The sequence below is a fragment of the Saccharopolyspora sp. NPDC047091 genome (assembly GCF_040643635.1).
Taxonomy (GTDB): Bacteria; Actinomycetota; Actinomycetes; order Mycobacteriales; family Pseudonocardiaceae; genus Saccharopolyspora_C.
In genome coordinates this window covers 22,442-36,148 of the sequence record NZ_JBEYUS010000033.1, presented here as the reverse complement: position 1 = coordinate 36,148, position 13,707 = coordinate 22,442, and the positions used below count along the sequence as shown (strand labels likewise).

16 protein-coding genes are annotated in these 13,707 nt (G+C 73.4%); 8 read left to right on the top strand and 8 right to left on the bottom strand.

Going from position 1 to position 13,707, the window contains the following annotated elements; translation table 11 throughout:
• Positions 1 to 58: 58 nt before the first annotated feature.
• Positions 59 to 1,108 carry a YncE family protein gene (locus tag ABZ805_RS16365; RefSeq protein ID WP_358440418.1) on the bottom strand — a complete coding sequence of 350 codons (1,050 nt, stop codon included), beginning with the start codon at positions 1,106 to 1,108 and terminating at the stop codon, positions 59 to 61.
• A 151-nt stretch (positions 1,109 to 1,259) separates the two neighbouring features.
• Here ABZ805_RS16365 and ABZ805_RS16360 point away from each other — a divergent pair, with 151 nt between their 5' ends.
• Positions 1,260 to 2,198 (top strand): LysR family transcriptional regulator, encoded by a 939-nt coding sequence (locus tag ABZ805_RS16360; protein ID WP_358440416.1) that lies wholly within the window; start codon positions 1,260 to 1,262, stop codon positions 2,196 to 2,198.
• Positions 2,199 to 2,259: 61 nt separating this feature from the next.
• Here ABZ805_RS16360 and ABZ805_RS16355 read toward each other — a convergent pair whose 3' ends face one another.
• Positions 2,260 to 3,417: a methyltransferase domain-containing protein gene (locus tag ABZ805_RS16355; protein ID WP_358440413.1), complete on the bottom strand. Its 1,158-nt coding sequence runs from the start codon at positions 3,415 to 3,417 to the stop codon at positions 2,260 to 2,262.
• Positions 3,414 to 3,539, bottom strand: a complete 126-nt coding sequence (locus ABZ805_RS16350; RefSeq protein ID WP_358440411.1) for a hypothetical protein — start codon at positions 3,537 to 3,539, stop codon at positions 3,414 to 3,416. The genes ABZ805_RS16355 and ABZ805_RS16350 overlap by 4 nt, the downstream gene beginning before the upstream one ends.
• A gap of 364 nt (positions 3,540 to 3,903) precedes the next feature.
• Here ABZ805_RS16350 and ABZ805_RS16345 point away from each other — a divergent pair, with 364 nt between their 5' ends.
• The 3 genes from ABZ805_RS16345 (at position 3,904) to ABZ805_RS16335 (ending at position 6,989) form a co-directional block, all read left to right on the top strand.
• Entirely contained in the window at positions 3,904 to 4,593 is a 690-nt protein-coding gene (locus tag ABZ805_RS16345; RefSeq protein ID WP_358440408.1) for a response regulator transcription factor, read from the top strand.
• Positions 4,590 to 6,062: a HAMP domain-containing sensor histidine kinase gene (locus ABZ805_RS16340; protein ID WP_358440405.1), complete on the top strand. Its 1,473-nt coding sequence runs from the start codon at positions 4,590 to 4,592 to the stop codon at positions 6,060 to 6,062. Before ABZ805_RS16345 ends, ABZ805_RS16340 begins: the two co-directional genes overlap by 4 nt.
• Positions 6,063 to 6,593: 531 nt before the next feature.
• The gene (locus tag ABZ805_RS16335) at positions 6,594 to 6,989 is read left to right on the top strand and encodes a hypothetical protein (RefSeq protein WP_358440402.1); all 396 of its coding nucleotides are present in this window, start codon (positions 6,594 to 6,596) and stop codon (positions 6,987 to 6,989) included.
• Between the two features lie 43 nt (positions 6,990 to 7,032).
• On the opposite strand, the gene ABZ805_RS16330 is transcribed toward ABZ805_RS16335, so the two are convergent.
• The gene (locus tag ABZ805_RS16330; RefSeq protein ID WP_358440399.1) at positions 7,033 to 7,869 is read right to left on the bottom strand and encodes an SAM-dependent methyltransferase; all 837 of its coding nucleotides are present in this window, start codon (positions 7,867 to 7,869) and stop codon (positions 7,033 to 7,035) included.
• A 178-nt stretch (positions 7,870 to 8,047) separates the two neighbouring features.
• Positions 8,048 to 8,485: a MarR family winged helix-turn-helix transcriptional regulator gene (locus tag ABZ805_RS16325; RefSeq protein ID WP_358440396.1), complete on the bottom strand. Its 438-nt coding sequence runs from the start codon at positions 8,483 to 8,485 to the stop codon at positions 8,048 to 8,050.
• A gap of 167 nt (positions 8,486 to 8,652) precedes the next feature.
• On the opposite strand from ABZ805_RS16325, the gene ABZ805_RS16320 reads away from it, so the two are divergent.
• Entirely contained in the window at positions 8,653 to 8,811 is a 159-nt protein-coding gene (locus ABZ805_RS16320) for a hypothetical protein (protein WP_358440393.1), read from the top strand.
• Between the two features lie 48 nt (positions 8,812 to 8,859).
• Here the strand turns inward: ABZ805_RS16320 and smpB are convergent, their stop codons facing one another.
• A complete protein-coding gene (gene smpB / locus ABZ805_RS16315) occupies positions 8,860 to 9,396 on the bottom strand; it encodes an SsrA-binding protein SmpB (RefSeq protein WP_358440390.1) in 537 nt (178 codons plus the stop codon).
• Between the two features lie 147 nt (positions 9,397 to 9,543).
• Here smpB and ABZ805_RS16310 point away from each other — a divergent pair, with 147 nt between their 5' ends.
• Positions 9,544 to 10,380 (top strand): hypothetical protein, encoded by an 837-nt coding sequence (locus ABZ805_RS16310; protein WP_358440387.1) that lies wholly within the window; start codon positions 9,544 to 9,546, stop codon positions 10,378 to 10,380.
• Here ABZ805_RS16310 and ABZ805_RS16305 read toward each other — a convergent pair.
• Together ABZ805_RS16305 and ABZ805_RS16300 are read right to left on the bottom strand one after the other, a co-directional pair.
• Positions 10,377 to 11,675 carry an aminotransferase class V-fold PLP-dependent enzyme gene (locus ABZ805_RS16305; protein WP_358440384.1) on the bottom strand — a complete coding sequence of 433 codons (1,299 nt, stop codon included), beginning with the start codon at positions 11,673 to 11,675 and terminating at the stop codon, positions 10,377 to 10,379. The two genes, ABZ805_RS16310 and ABZ805_RS16305, sit on opposite strands and share 4 nt — an antisense overlap.
• Positions 11,672 to 12,679 carry a 2-oxoglutarate and iron-dependent oxygenase domain-containing protein gene (locus tag ABZ805_RS16300; RefSeq protein ID WP_358440382.1) on the bottom strand — a complete coding sequence of 336 codons (1,008 nt, stop codon included), beginning with the start codon at positions 12,677 to 12,679 and terminating at the stop codon, positions 11,672 to 11,674. The genes ABZ805_RS16305 and ABZ805_RS16300 overlap by 4 nt, the downstream gene beginning before the upstream one ends.
• 136 nt (positions 12,680 to 12,815) lie before the next feature.
• Here ABZ805_RS16300 and ykgO point away from each other — a divergent pair, with 136 nt between their 5' ends.
• Entirely contained in the window at positions 12,816 to 12,938 is a 123-nt protein-coding gene (gene ykgO / locus ABZ805_RS16295; RefSeq protein WP_009943488.1) for a type B 50S ribosomal protein L36, read from the top strand.
• 178 nt (positions 12,939 to 13,116) lie between these two features.
• Complete coding sequence (locus ABZ805_RS16290) at positions 13,117 to 13,683, top strand: exonuclease domain-containing protein (RefSeq protein ID WP_358440380.1); 567 nt, start codon at positions 13,117 to 13,119, stop codon at positions 13,681 to 13,683.
• Positions 13,684 to 13,707: the final 24 nt, after the last annotated feature.

The following is a 13,707-nucleotide window of genomic DNA, read 5'->3' as shown; positions in this document are numbered from 1 at the left end:
CACCGTCGCGTTCCGGGACGTGCGACACCGCCGCGCGAACCGGTCGGCGGTCGCCGTCTCACCCGGCGCGCGGGACGTAGGCGAGGCCGTGCGCGCCGGCGTCCCCGGCCTTCGCGACCCGGATCCGGGAGAGCACTCGCAGCGAATCCAGGTCGACCACGTCCACCGCGGAGTCGACGACGCAGGACGCGTAACCGAGGGCGCCGTCCGGCGAGGAGGCGATGGTGAGCGGGCTCCGGCCGATCTCCAGCTCCCCCAGCCGCTCGTGGCCGTCCGCCGCGAACACCACCAGCCGGCCGGGATCCTGCCCGGTCACGCCGGAGGCCGTGTCCGGACGCGGCCGGAGCTCCCCGACCAGCAACTTCCCACCCGCGGTGAGGTGCACCGGCATCACCCGGTTCTCGGTCGGCAGCACCTCGGCGACGGTTCGGGTCGCCGCGTCGATGACCCGGACGCCGTTGGCGCTCGCGGAGCCGTCCGCGGTGAACGAGACGTACGGTCCCCCGACGTACACGCGGGCGCCGTCCGCCGATACCGCCAGTCCTTCGCTGCCCGGGACCTCGACCTGGTCCACGAGCTCGCCCGCGACGAGATCGACGACGGAGACGAACGGCGCCTCCTTGTTGGTGGCGTACCCCGTGGTGCCGTCCGGGCCGATCGCGAACCAGTGCGGGCCGGGCGCTCCGGTGTCGATCCGGCCGAGGGGCTTGCGCGAGCCGGTGTCGACGACGACCACACCGCCGGACCGGCCCGGCGCGCCCTCGACGCTCACGTACAGCCGACCGCGGTCGGCGTCGAGGGCCAGGCCGTGCGGAGCGTGCTCGGGGGCGAGGTCGACCACGTCGATGATCCGCTTGCCGTCCGGGTCGATCGCGGTGATCTCGCTGCGCCGGCCCGTGTTCGCGTGGTAGTAGCCCGATCGGTAGGCGTGCGTGCACCACAGCACGCGCCGGGTCGGGTCGAACAGCAGCTCGTGCGGTTCCGGCAGCACCTCGACGACGCCGACGCCCCGGTCGGACTCGGCGTCGAAGAACGACACGGTGGAACCGCTCTGGCTCACCACGGCGAGCACGTCGCCGGACCTCCCGGCCTTGGCGGGATCGTGCATGGTCGGCTCCTTCTCAGGACGTTTCCGGTGACGGCGCGATCGGCGATCCGCGCCGTGCGAACACCCCCGAGCCTGGCCGGGCCGACCCAGGTCAGCAATGCAAAGATCAGCACGGAATCATTGCTCCCAGCGCAAAGATGGGGAGGCGCGCGTGGACCTGAACCTGCTGCTGGTGCTCGACGCCCTGCTCGCGGACAACAGCGTGACCAGGGCGGCCGACCGGCTCGGCACCTCACCGGCCGCGGTCAGCCGCAAGCTCGCGAGCCTCCGGCGGATCGTGGGCGATCCGCTGCTCGTCCGCGCCGGTCAGGCGCTGCAGCCCACCGCGCGAGCCCTCGAACTCCGCGGCGAGGTGCGGGCGCTCATCGAGCGGTCCGAGTCGGTGCTCACCGCCGCGGACGTCCCGGATCCGGCGACGCTGCACCGGGTGTTCACCGTGCAGGCAGGCGACTTCCTGCTCGCCGGGCTCGCCGCGCCGTTGATCTCCACGATCCGGTCGCAGGCCCCGGACGTGAACGTCGTCTTCCTGCCGGAGTCCTTCGAGGGCACTCCCGCGCTCCGGCAGGGCGTGGTGGACCTGGAACTGGGCGTGCTCGGCCACCTCGACCCGGAGACGTGCTCCGAACGACTGATCACCACCGCACTCGTGGGCGTGGCCCGGCAGGGCCATCCGCTGTTCGACGGCCCCATCGACGCCCGCCGGTTCGCCGAAGCCGACCACATCGGCACGTCCCGCACCGGCAAGCGCCACGGCCCCATCGACGCGGCACTCGCCGAGCAGGGGCTGCGTCGCCGGGTCCCGATCACCGTGCCCGGTCACACCAGCGCGATGCTCCTGGCCAGGACGACCGACCTCGTCTGCCTCGCCCTGCCCGGGGCTCCCGCGGCCGACTGGCTCGACGCGCTCGGGCTGCGCACCTTCCCCGTGCCGCTGGACATCCCGCCGATCGAGATCGGCATGGCCTGGCACCCGCGCAACGACGCCGATCGCGCGCACCGGTGGTTCCGCGAGCACGTCCGCGGCGTGCTCGCACGGCAGCACCCGACCGACCTCGCGCCCGCGCCGCACGGCGACGACCAGATCACCTAGGTCGCCGACCAAGGTGAATGGCCCATTCGCCCACTCAGCCTGGGCGGATGGGCCATTCACCTCAGGTGGCGGGCGGCAGGGTGACGCGCTGGCGGTCCGGGGCGACGGTCCACTCCCACGCGGACAGCGGCGGGCGGCCGCGGTCGGTCCACCACCGGTAGGCCGCCTCGGCCGCGTCCCACAACCGGCGCGGCCCGGACTGGCGCACCGCGTACCGGCCGTCCGCCGGGACGACGGCGGCCCACGATCCGGAGAGCGGGTCGACCAGCCACGCCTCCCCCGGCCGGTCGGCGGTGCGCTGCCGCACCTCGTAGCGGCAGCCGGGCAGCGCGACCGCGATCGGCCAGCGGTGCTCGTCGGCCAGCAGCGGCACCCACGGCGCCAGGTCGGTCCACGACAGGTCGGCCGCCGCGTCGTCCCACCGCGGCCGGTCGAGCTCCGCCGGGACCTCCCGCGCCGATCGCAGGTCCATGAAGGACACCCCGAGGTCCGCCACCGCGTTCCCGCGCGCCGTGCCGTCCGCGCCGACGACGAACCGCACCAGCGGACCGGTCGCCAGGTCCGCCCGCATCGGCGCGACGAGCACCCCGCCCGGGACCACGCTGCGCACCCAGGAGTGCGGAAACCGTCCGATGTGGACACCGGCGGTCACGATGATCCGATCGAAGCGGCCGGCACCGGCGACCGCGCTCACGGCGTCGCCCTCGACCACCTCCACGCGGCCGTAGCCCGCCGCGCGCAGCCTCGCCCGCGCACCGGCGGCGACCGCCGGGTCGATCTCCACGGTCGTCACCCCGCCGGCCGGACCCACGACCTCCGCGAGCAGCGCCGCGTTCCACCCGGTGCCGGTGCCGATCTCCAGCACCGAATCCCCCGGCCGGGGTTCCAGCGCCCCGAGCATCCCCGCCACCACCGACGGCGCGGACGCGGAACTGGTGGGCCGGTGGCCGAGCTCCGGCCACGCCGTCGCCCCGGCGTCGAACTGCGTCACCAGCGGACGGTCCGCGTACACCGCCGCCAGCCAGCGTTCCGGGGCGTCGTCCCGGTCCAGCGCCACGTCCTCGACCGCCCCGTCCGGCCGGTACCAGATCCGCTCCGGGACGAACCACTCGCGCGCGGCGGCGCGGAAGGCCGGGCCGAACGCGGCGGGCAGCGCGCCCGCCGCGTCCAGCTGGGCGACGAGACCGCCGGGCCCGTCCGGTGCGGCGACCTCGGTCACCGGAACCCCTGTTCGTAGTCCTTCGGGTCGATGTCGTCCGCGGTCTTGCCGGTCTGCCCGTCGCGGCCCACGTCGTGCTGCCCACCGTCGGTGGCGCTGGTGTCCTCCTTCTCCGCGCTCATGGGGACTCCTCCGCTCATTCATGGTGGGAATCCGCGCGGTCGCGCGGAACCTCGTTCGCCCGCCCGGATCGGGGACCGCGGCGGACGGGGACGGCCGGGACGTGCTCGGCCGTCCCCCTCTCCATCGGCATTCCGCGGCGCCGACCGGTGCGAGTTCCTCCTGTCAGGGCAACGGAATGCTCCCCGCGGGTGATCACGAGCCGCGCCCCGCCACCCGGTCGGCGGCGTCGCCGCCGGAGCCGCCGGACCGGACCGGTCAGCCCGGTCACCTGCGGGCCGGGTCGCGTCGCGCCGCTCTCGGCGGCGGAGCGCGCGGTCGGGCCTAACCTGAACCGGGAAGATCGGATCTAGGGGCGGGGTGCGGATGGGATCGGGAAGCCTGCTGGTGGTCGACGACGAGCCGACCGTGCGGGAACTGCTGGCCGCGACGTTGCGCTTCGCGGGCTTCCAGGTGACGGCCGCCGCGACCGCGGCGGAGGCGCTGCGGGCGGCGGTGGACGAGCGGCCGGACCTGGTGCTGCTGGACGTGATGCTGCCGGACGCGGACGGATTCGACGTGCTGCGGCGGCTGCGCGAGGAACGCGGCGGGCAGGTGCCGGTGCTGTTCCTCACCGCCCGCGACGCCCCGCGGGACAAGGTGCGCGGCCTGACGCTGGGCGGCGACGACTACGTGACGAAGCCCTTCGACCCGGAGGAGCTGATCGCCCGCATCCACGCGGTGCTGCGCCGCTCCGGGCACGCCGCGACTTCCCGCGCGATGACCGTCGCCGACCTGGAGGTCGACCCGGACAGCCACCAGGTGCTGCGCGCCGGACAGCCGATCCGGTTGTCCCCCACCGAATTCCGGCTGCTCACCTACCTGGTGCGCAACGCGGGGCAGGTGGTGTCGAAGCGGCAGATCCTCGACGAGGTGTGGCAGTACGACTTCGGCGGCGACCCGAGCATCGTGGACACCTACATCAGCTACCTGCGGCGCAAGGTGGACCGCGGCGAACCGAAGCTGATCCACACCGTGCACGGGGTGGGCTACGTGCTGCGCGGGGCCCGCGCGTGATCGCCCGGATGTCGCTGCGCACCCGGGTGCTGCTGATCGCGGTGGGGCTGCTCGCGGCGGGCCTGGCGATCGGCAGCGCCGTGGTGACCGGTGCGCTGGAGCGCAACCTCGTCGGCAAGCTCGACGCGCAGCTGGAGGCGACGGCGCGGGCGGGCGCCCAGATCTACCAGGTGCCGGACGCGGGGCTGCCCGGGCCGGGCACGGTGGTGGTGCGGGACAACTTCGCGCTGCCCGGTTCCACCACCTACTCGGCGCGACTGGGCGCGGACGGCGCGGTCACCGACGAGGAGTGGACCGGCGGGCCGCGGGTGCCGGGCCCGGACCTCGCGGGGCTCACCGCCACCGCGGCCCCCGTGGACGTGCCGAGTCACGACGGCACCCAGCACTGGCGGTTGCTCGCGCACTCCGGCCCGGACGGGCTGGTGGTCACCGCGATCTCGCGGGCCGAAGTGGACGACACCGTCGCCGGGATGCTGGCGATCTCCGCGGGCACCGCGGCGGTCCTGCTGGCGGTCCTCGCGCTGGCCGGGTGGTTCGCGGTGCGCGCCGGGCTGCGACCGCTGCGCCGGATCGAACGGACCTCGGCGGCCATCGCGGCGGGCGACCTCGCCAGCCGCGTCCCCGAATCGGCCGGGCCGGAAACCGAGGTCGGCAGGCTCTCGCGGGCGTTGAACGCGATGCTCGACCGCAACGAGACCGCGTTCGCCGCCCGCGCCGAATCGGAGGCGCGGATGCGCCGCTTCGTCGCCGACGCCGGGCACGAGCTGCGCACCCCGCTGGCCGGGATCAAGGGTTTCAGCAAGCTGCACCGGATGGGCGCGGTGCCCGCTGGGGTGGACGCGATGGCCCGCATCGAGCGGGAATCGGACCGGCTGGAGCGGTTGGTGGACGACCTGCTGCTGCTGGCGCGGCTCGACGAGCGGCTGCCGCTGCAGCTCGCCCCGATGGACCTGCGGACCCTCGCCGCCGACGCGCTGCACGACGTGCACGCCCTCGACCCGTCCCGGCCCGCCCAGCTGACCGGTCCCGCCCAGCTCACCGGGTCGGGCCGGCTCACCGGGTCCGGGGTCGGCCCGCCCGCGGCCGCTCCCGCGCTGGCCGACGAGGAGCGGCTGCGCCAGGTGGTCACCAACCTCGTCGGCAACGCCGTTCGGCACACCCCGGAGGGCACGCCGGTGCGCATCGGCGTCGGTTCGGTCGACGGGTGCGCGGTGCTGGAGGTCGCCGACCAGGGCCCCGGGCTCGCTCCCGAGCAGGCCGAGCGGGTGTTCCAGCGGTTCTACCGCGCCGACGAATCCCGCAGCCGGGCCAGCGGCGGAGCCGGGCTGGGGCTGGCCATCGTGCGTTCGCTGGTGGCGGCGCACGGGGGGCGGGTCGAGCTGACGACCGCGCCCGGGGAAGGCACCTGCTTCCGGGTCGTGCTCGGCCGCGCCGACGCGGAGCTCGCCCGGGCGGCCGACGCGGGCTGACCTCGGCCCGCCGAGCGGGCAACCGGCGTCGAGCGGGGCGTCCCTGACCGGGGCGATTCCGCCGCCGTCGAACGGGAAGGCCTCGGGCGGGCGGCGGACCGCCGTCGAGCGGGATACCCCTGGCGGTGGTTCCGTTCCGCTGTCGAACGGGACGTTCCCGGCAAGGGACTTCGGAACGCCGCCGAACAGGACGCCCCTGGCAGGAGGTTCCGGACCGCCGAGCGGGATGCCCCCTGGCAGGTGGTGGTTCCGGACCGCACGCCCCCGGGCGGAAGTGGTTCCGAACCGCCGCTGGCCGACCTCGGGCTCGCCGAGCGGGACCGCCTGCGGCCGCCGCGGCGCGGGGTGGTCTCCGACCGGATCGGATTCCTGGGAATTCTCCGGGAGATCCACGAGCCCCGGACCGCCCCGGTGATCACGAACTGCGGGAACGGTCCGCGGTTCTCAGGAACCTCCCAGAACCGCACCGGATTCGCCGAGATCGGGCGGTCAAGCTGAACCGGTCAGCAAGTTCACGAGAGAGGAAAACCCATGCGGATCAACAACTTCCGACGCACCGCCGCCATCGCCGCGCTGGCCTTGGCGCCCGCCCTGGCCATCGGCGCCGCCGCCCACGCCGCGACCGCCACCGACGCCGCCCAGCCCACCGGGATCGAGCGCTCCGCGGTGTCCGAGCAGGCGCCGCGCGACATCATCGCCGAGCGGGGCGTCGTGCAGGAGCGCGGCGACGTGGAGACGCCCGAAGGCCGGTTCGTCGTGTTCAAGGCCAACGCCGACGGCCTCCTGTGGGTCGTCGGCGCGGACACCGAGGTGCTGAAGGACGGCCAGCCGGTCGGCGCCGACGAGCTGCGCGAAGGCGACCAGGTCACCGTCTCCGGCGTGGCGAACGGCGAGCACGCCGACGCCACCCGCGTCGAGATCGGCTGATCCGAGCCCCGGCCGCGGAGGGTTCGAGGGGGCTCTCCGCGGCCTACGGCTTGCGGGCGACCGCGGCGAAGCAGACCGCGTTCTTCGGGTTCGTGGCGGCGAATTCGTCGACGTCGGTGAGGTCGGACCGCCATTCCGAGGTGAACGCGACGCCCGGGTCCAGCAGTTCCCAGCCGGTGAAGAACCGGCGGAACTCCAGCTCGTCGCGAGCGGTGAAGCCCGGGTTCTGGGTGTCCTTGTACGAGTCGATGAAGTCGAGGGTCTGCGAGCGGACCGGTTCGGCGACGCCGTCGACGGTGGCGTGGCTGATGGCGAGCTCGCTGCCCGCGGGCAGCGCCTCCTTGTACCGCTCTAGCGCGGCCTCCGGGTGCTGCTCGCGGGGGATGAAGTGCAGCAGGGCCACGGCGAGCACCCCGACCGGCTTGTCCAGGTCGAGCAGTTCGCGGGTGGCGGCCGCGCCGAGGATCTCGTCGGGCGCCAGGAAATCTCCCCGCACGACGGCCGTTCCCGGCACGTCCTTGAGCAGTTCCTGGGTCTGCACGACCGCGACCGGTTCGTTGTCGGCGTACACGACGCGGGCGTCCGGGTTGATGCGGTGCGCGATCTCGTGCGTGTTGCCCGCGGTGGGCAGGCCGGAGCCGATGTCCAGGAACTGGTCGATGCCCGCTTCCGCCATCGTCTGCACGGCGCGGCGCAGGAAGGTGCGGTTCCAGCGGGCCACGTCGGCGATGTGCGGCAACTTCTCCTTCGCCCTGGCGAAGAACGCCCGGTCCGCCGCGAAGTTGTGCGCGCCGCCGAGGTAGGCGTCGTACACGCGGGCCGCGCTGGGCAGCTCCACGTCGACCCCGAGCGCCCGCCACCTGTCCTGATCACCAGCCATTCACCCAAAGTAGTGATCATGGTGGGTCGGCGACAAGTTCTCGCCCGCCGGAAGTTTTCATCCGATCAGGGGTTGAACTGGGTAATCCCGCCCGGCGCGTAACGAACCTCACCGGGAGCCCCGTCAGGTGAGCGACGTTCCGGTGCATCGCCGAGGCGCCCGGACGGTGCAAGACGGCTCAGAGCAGGTCGGTCGCGCCCAGCCGGTGCAGCAGCCGGGCCAGCTCCGCGATGTCCGCCGGATCCCAGCCGCCCAGCACCTCCCGCCACCGCCGCCGCTGCTCCGCGAGCTGCTCGGTGACCTGCGCGTTCCCGTCCTCGGTGAGCACCACCAGCTTGGCGCGCGCGTCGACCGGATCGGCGACCCGCTCGGCGAGCCCGATCCGCACCACCGCGTCGACCTGCCTGCTCACCGTCGACTTGTCCAGCGACAACGCGGCCGCGATCGCCGACATCCGCTGCGCGCCCTCCTTCGCCAGCAGCACCACCAGCGGATACGCGGTCGGGTCCAGCTTCGGGTGCACGGCGCGCGCGAGTTCGCGGGTGCGCAGCCTGCTGCGGCGCATCAGCGCGCGCACCTCCTCCTCCAGCGCAGGCAGTTCGTCCTCGGATGACACCGGGTGCTCCTCCCCTAGCGGACCGTGCTCATGATCTCATCCGCCCGTTCCCGCGGGCGCACCCGGAACCCGCCTCCCCGCGGTCGGCACCCACCGCCGACCAGGCATCCTGGGTGGTGGAGCCGCCGCCCAGGCGGCCAGCCCCGAGAACGCCGAGGAGGCACGGCATGACCGAACCCGACCCGTTGATCGACCTGGCCCGGGACCCGAACCCGGGCGTCGGCGACCACGCCGCCCCCGAGGGCGCCGGAGTGGACCCGCTGATCGACCTCTCCCGCGACCCCAACCCCGGTGTGGCGGACCACGCCAAGCCGGACCAGGACTGAGCGGCGGCCGAGCACGGGCGTCCACCCGGACTCCCGTGCTCGGCCGGTTCACGGGCTGTAGTCGAGCACCGGGTCGTCCGGCGGGCGGCGGCGGTCCTTCGCGCCGCGGCCGGGGTGACCCTTGAGCCGCCAGCCGATGCCGCGGGCCATCTCGCGTTCCGCGTCCCTCGCGGCGATGTCGCGGCGCTTGTCCCAGTTCTTCTTGCCGCGGGCCAGCGCCAGCTCGACCTTCACCCAGCCGTCGCTGAAGTACATCGACAGCGGGACCAGCGCGTGCCCGGTCTCCTTGGACTTGCCGGTGAGGGTGCGGATCTCCTTGGCGTGCAACAACATCTTGCGGGTGCGGCGCGGGGTGTGGTTCGTCCAGCTGCCGTGCCAGTACTCGGCGATGTGCAGGTTGCGCAGCCACACCTCACCGTCGTCGACGGTCGCGAACGCCTCGGCGAGGGAGGCGCGGCCGAGCCGCAGGCTCTTCACCTCGGTGCCGACCAGGACGAGCCCGGCCTCGTAGGTGTCGAGGATCGTGAAGTGGTGTCGTGCCCGGCGATTCGTCGCGATCACCGAGCGGTCGCCGTGCTGGACCATGCCCCCGACTCTACGACCTCGGGCCGACGCCCCGCCGCCACCGGCCGAGATCATCCGTGCGGGTGACTCCGGGGGCGAGGAGCAGCGGATCGGTGGCCGCGGCTGCTGCACTGTCCGGTGATCGAGTCCCGATTCCCGGAGGCCCTGGTGCGACTCCCCCGCTGCCGCGACATCGTCCTGCCCCTGCTGGTCCCGGCGCTGCTCGCGCTCGGCGTGCCGGCGGCGTCGGCCGCGCCACCGCGCGACGGGGCCGAGTGCGCGCGGACCCTGGACTGCTCCGCGCTGGAGCTGGACCGGCTGCCGCTGCCGGAGCGGCTGGTGTTCGTCCGCGCGGTGCAGGACGAGATCGCCGTCGAGTACGTGCCGGGGTTCCGGCACTGGCGCAACATCGAGGGGATCATCCGGTTCTTCGCGGAGAACGGCTTCGGCGCACCAGGCAGCTGGGTGTCCTACGTGGACGCGGGAATCCTGGAGGGCGTGGAGCGCGGGGCCGCGATCGCGCTGGGCCGTTCCGCGGACGACTTCGGCAACCCGGGTGCGCGGCTGTGGGCGGACTACCTGCGCCGGATGCACCGCGGCGAGCTGGACGAGCGGCAGGCGCACGACCCGGCGTGGAGCGAGGCCGAACAGGCCTCCACCGAGCACGGGGTGCGGCTCGCCGAGCGCCGGGGTGCGGTCGCGAGCCGCGTGGACCAGCGGATCTTCGAGTTCTCCGAGCTGTACCGGTGGATGTTGCGCAACCCGCCCGCCGCGCTGTTCGCGCTGAACGAGGCGATGGCCGGGACGACGGGGATCCCGTTGGCCCCGGCCGATTTCCTGCGCTGGTTCACCGACGTCACCATCCCGGAACCGGCCTACCGCGGCGCGCACGTGGCCCGCGACGTGGCGCTGCCCGACCCGGTCGCCGCCCCGGTGAGCGCCCTGCGGCTGCTCCTCGCCTACGCTCCCGAGCTCCTCGGCCCGGAGGCACCGGTGGCGGGCTAGCCCTCGGCGGCGGCCAGTGCGGTGGCGAGGTCGGCGATGAGGTCGGGGACGGCTTCGAGGCCGACGGAGAGCCGGACGAGGCCGGGGGTGACGCCGGCGGCGCGTTGCCGGGCCTCGTCGAGCTGGGCGTGCGTGGTGGACGCCGGGTGGATCGCGAGGCTGCGCACGTCGCCGATGTTGGCCAGGTGGCTGAACAACCGCAGCGCGCTCACGAACCGCTTCCCGGCCGCGATCCCACCGGCGAGTTCGAACGCGAGCACCGCCCCGGCGCCGTCGGCGAGGTACCGCTTCGCCGCGCCGTGCCACGGGCTGGACGGCAGTCCGGCGTAGTGCACCCCCGTCACCCCCGGCTGGTCTTCGAGCCATCCGGCGATGGCGCGGGCGTTCGCGACGTGCCGTTCCATCCGCAGCGACAGCGTTTCCACGCCGTGCAGCAGCAGGAATCCGTTGAACGGCGACACGGCGGGCCCGAGGTCGCGGACCAGCCGGGTGCGCACCCGCATCAGGTAGCCGAGCTCGCCGAACTCGGTGCCGAACACCAGCCCGTGGTAGCTCGGGTCGGGTGCGGTCAGCTGCGGCCAGCGCTCCGGTTCGGCGAAGTGGTCGAACCGGCCGGAGTCGACGATGATCCCGCCGACGCCGGTGCCGTGCCCGGAGAGGAACTTGGTGGTGGAGTGCACCACCACGTCCGCGCCGTGGTCGAGCGGGCGGCACAGGTACGGCGTCGCCACCGTGTTGTCCACGATCAGCGGTACCCCGGCGGTGTGCGCGACGGAGGCGACGCCCTCGACGTCGAGCACGGCGCCGCTCGGGTTCGCGATCGTCTCCCCGTACAGCGCCCTGGTCTCGGGCCGCAGCGCGTCCCGCCACCGGCCGAGGTCGTCCGGGTCCTCGACGAAGTCGACGGTGATCCCCAGGTCCGCGAAGGTGTGCGCGAACAGGTTGTGCGTCCCGCCGTAGAGCGCCGAGGACGCGACCACGTGATCACCGGCGCGGGCGATCGCGAGCAGCGCCAGCGCGGACGCCGCCTGCCCGCTGGCGACCGCGACCCCGCCGACGCCGTTCTCCAGGTCGGCGATGCGCTGCTCCACGACCGAGTTCGTCGGGTTGGACAGCCTGCTGTAGGCGTGCGTGTCCAGATCTTGCAGGGCGAACGCGGCGGCGGCGTGCTCGGCGTCGTCGAAGACGAACGAGGTGGTCTGGTAGATCGGGGTGGCGCGCGCCCCGGTCGTCGGGTCCGGGCGGGCTCCGGCGTGCACTTGGCGGGTCTCGAACGCCCAGCGCGGTTCCGTCATGATCGCGCCTCCAGCACGTCGGACCACCAGCGCCGCGCGACCTCCGGGTGCGAGCGCAGCCAGCCCAGCAGCGCCTTCTCCCCGTACGCGGCCAGCAGCGGGTTGTCCGGGTCGGTGCTGACCCCGCGGGCCTCGGCGGCGAGGTCGGCGGGCAGCGCGAGGGGTTCCACCACCGCGTCCAGCCGGGGCGCGAGGAAGAACGGCACCGAGTAGCGGTCCACCCCCGGTTCGGGGCTGCGCACCCGGTGCCGGGTGGCGGTGAGGTAGCCGCCGGTGGCGACTTCGAGCAGTTCGCCGATGTTCACCACGAACGCCCCTGGCACCGGATCGGCGTCGATCCAGCCGCCGGATTCGTCCTGCACCTGCAACCCCGCGATCGAGTCCTGGTGCAGCAGCGCCAGGTAACCGTAGTCCTTGTGCGCGCCGACTCCCTGGCCGCGGTCGGCGGCGCCCGGGTAGTGCACGAGCTTGAGGTGGGTGCTGGCGTCGGCGTCGAACCAGGCCTCGAAGTGGTCGTCGGCCTGCCCGAGCGAGGCGGCGAGCGCGCGCAGCACTTCGCGGCCCACGCGCAGCATCTCGCCCTGCCAGGCGAGGACGACCTCCCGCAGTTCGGGCAGCGCGGCGGGCCACTGGTTCGGCCCGATCAGCCGCTGCCACGGCGGGTCGTCCGGGCCGGTCGGCACCGGGTCGCGCTCGGGCCCGATGTCGAGCTGTTCGCGCCGGTCCGGGGTGCCGCCGGTGAGCTCGTGACCAGTGGCGGTGTAGCCGCGGAACTGCGGGGAGCGCACGTTCTCGATCTCCCGGCGCCGTTCCACGGGCAGCGCGAAGAACCGGCGGGTGACCTCGAAGATCCCGGTCATCAGCTCGTCGGGCACGCCGTGACCGCCGAGGTGGAAGAACCCGACCTCGCGCGCGGCGCGGCGCAGTTCGGCCAGCAGGGAATCCCGTTCGCGGGGGTCGCGGAAGCGGGCGAGGTCGATGAGCGGGAGCGCGGTCTGCGGCATGGCGGCACCTCCGGTCCGGAGCGTAGGACGCGGAGATCCACCGGTGGTGATCTTCAACCCGATCGGGTGCCGATGAAAACGATTATCACTATCGTCTAGGCTGGGCGGGTCAGCGAGGTTCCGCAGAGGAGGACGGATGAAGGTCCGCGCATCGCTCAAGTCGCTCAAGGACAAGGACGGGTCCCAGGTCGTGCGCAGGCGCGGCAAGCTCTACGTGGTCAACAAGCGCAACCCCCGCTGGAAGGGCCGCCAGGGCTGACCGGTCGCCGGGATCCGCCGAACCGGGTCCCGGCGACGTTTTCCCCGGCACGCAACGTCTTCTCCCGTCTCCCGCTTCGAGCCACCTGCAACGTGAAGATCGACACGAACGCGATGCGGCTGCGCCATGGGAGAACCGGCCAGGCTCGAAGTCGCGGCAGGAGGCGAGGCAAACCGCCATGTCCTGGGGTTTTGCGGTGATCGACGTCGAGACGACCGGCCTCCGACTCCGTTCGCGGCATCGCATCGCGGAGATCGCCGTCGTCCTGCTCGATCCGTCCGGAGCCGTGCAGGAGGAGTGGTGCACGCTGATCGACCCGCAGCGCGATCCGGGCCCGCAGCACGTGCACGGCATCAGTGCCGCCGATGCCAGGAACGCGCCGGTGTTCGCGGAGATCGCGCCGGAGTTGTCCCGGCTGTTCTGCCCCGCGGCGGTACCGGTGCACCGATCCGCGGCGGCTGCGAACGCGATGCCGGTGCCTCCGCTGACCGTCGACCTCCGCTTGGCACCGCGAGATTCCGTCGTGTTCACCGGCGAGACGACCTCACCTCGCGCGCAGTGGATCGACCGCGCCGAACGAGCCGGACTCACCGTGCAGGAATACGTCACCGAGAAGACCCGGCTGCTGATGGCCGCTGACGCGGATTCGCAGTCCCGCAAAGCCGAAACGGCCCGGAAGTACGGCATCCCGATCGTCACCGAGCACGGCTTCTCGCAACTGCTGGACGGACTGGATCTCCGCTGACGGCGAAAGCCCTCCGGAACGCCC

Excerpts from the sequence above, each read along its gene's own strand:
- ABZ805_RS16335 (WP_358440402.1), top strand. The coding sequence starts at position 6,594 with ATGCGGATCAACAACTTCCGACGCACCGCCGCCATCGCCGCGCTGGCC.
- ABZ805_RS16345 (WP_358440408.1), top strand. The coding sequence starts at position 3,904 with ATGGGATCGGGAAGCCTGCTGGTGGTCGACGACGAGCCGACCGTGCGG.
- ABZ805_RS16350 (WP_358440411.1), bottom strand. The coding sequence starts at position 3,539 with ATGAGCGCGGAGAAGGAGGACACCAGCGCCACCGACGGTGGGCAGCAC.
- ABZ805_RS16365 (WP_358440418.1), bottom strand. The coding sequence starts at position 1,108 with ATGCACGATCCCGCCAAGGCCGGGAGGTCCGGCGACGTGCTCGCCGTG.
- ABZ805_RS16300 (WP_358440382.1), bottom strand. The coding sequence starts at position 12,679 with ATGCCGCAGACCGCGCTCCCGCTCATCGACCTCGCCCGCTTCCGCGAC.
- ykgO (WP_009943488.1), top strand. The coding sequence starts at position 12,816 with ATGAAGGTCCGCGCATCGCTCAAGTCGCTCAAGGACAAGGACGGGTCC.
- ABZ805_RS16305 (WP_358440384.1), bottom strand. The coding sequence starts at position 11,675 with ATGACGGAACCGCGCTGGGCGTTCGAGACCCGCCAAGTGCACGCCGGA.
- ABZ805_RS16290 (WP_358440380.1), top strand. The coding sequence starts at position 13,117 with ATGTCCTGGGGTTTTGCGGTGATCGACGTCGAGACGACCGGCCTCCGA.
- ABZ805_RS16330 (WP_358440399.1), bottom strand. The coding sequence starts at position 7,869 with ATGGCTGGTGATCAGGACAGGTGGCGGGCGCTCGGGGTCGACGTGGAG.
- smpB (WP_358440390.1), bottom strand. The coding sequence starts at position 9,396 with ATGGTCCAGCACGGCGACCGCTCGGTGATCGCGACGAATCGCCGGGCA.
- ABZ805_RS16320 (WP_358440393.1), top strand. The coding sequence starts at position 8,653 with ATGACCGAACCCGACCCGTTGATCGACCTGGCCCGGGACCCGAACCCG.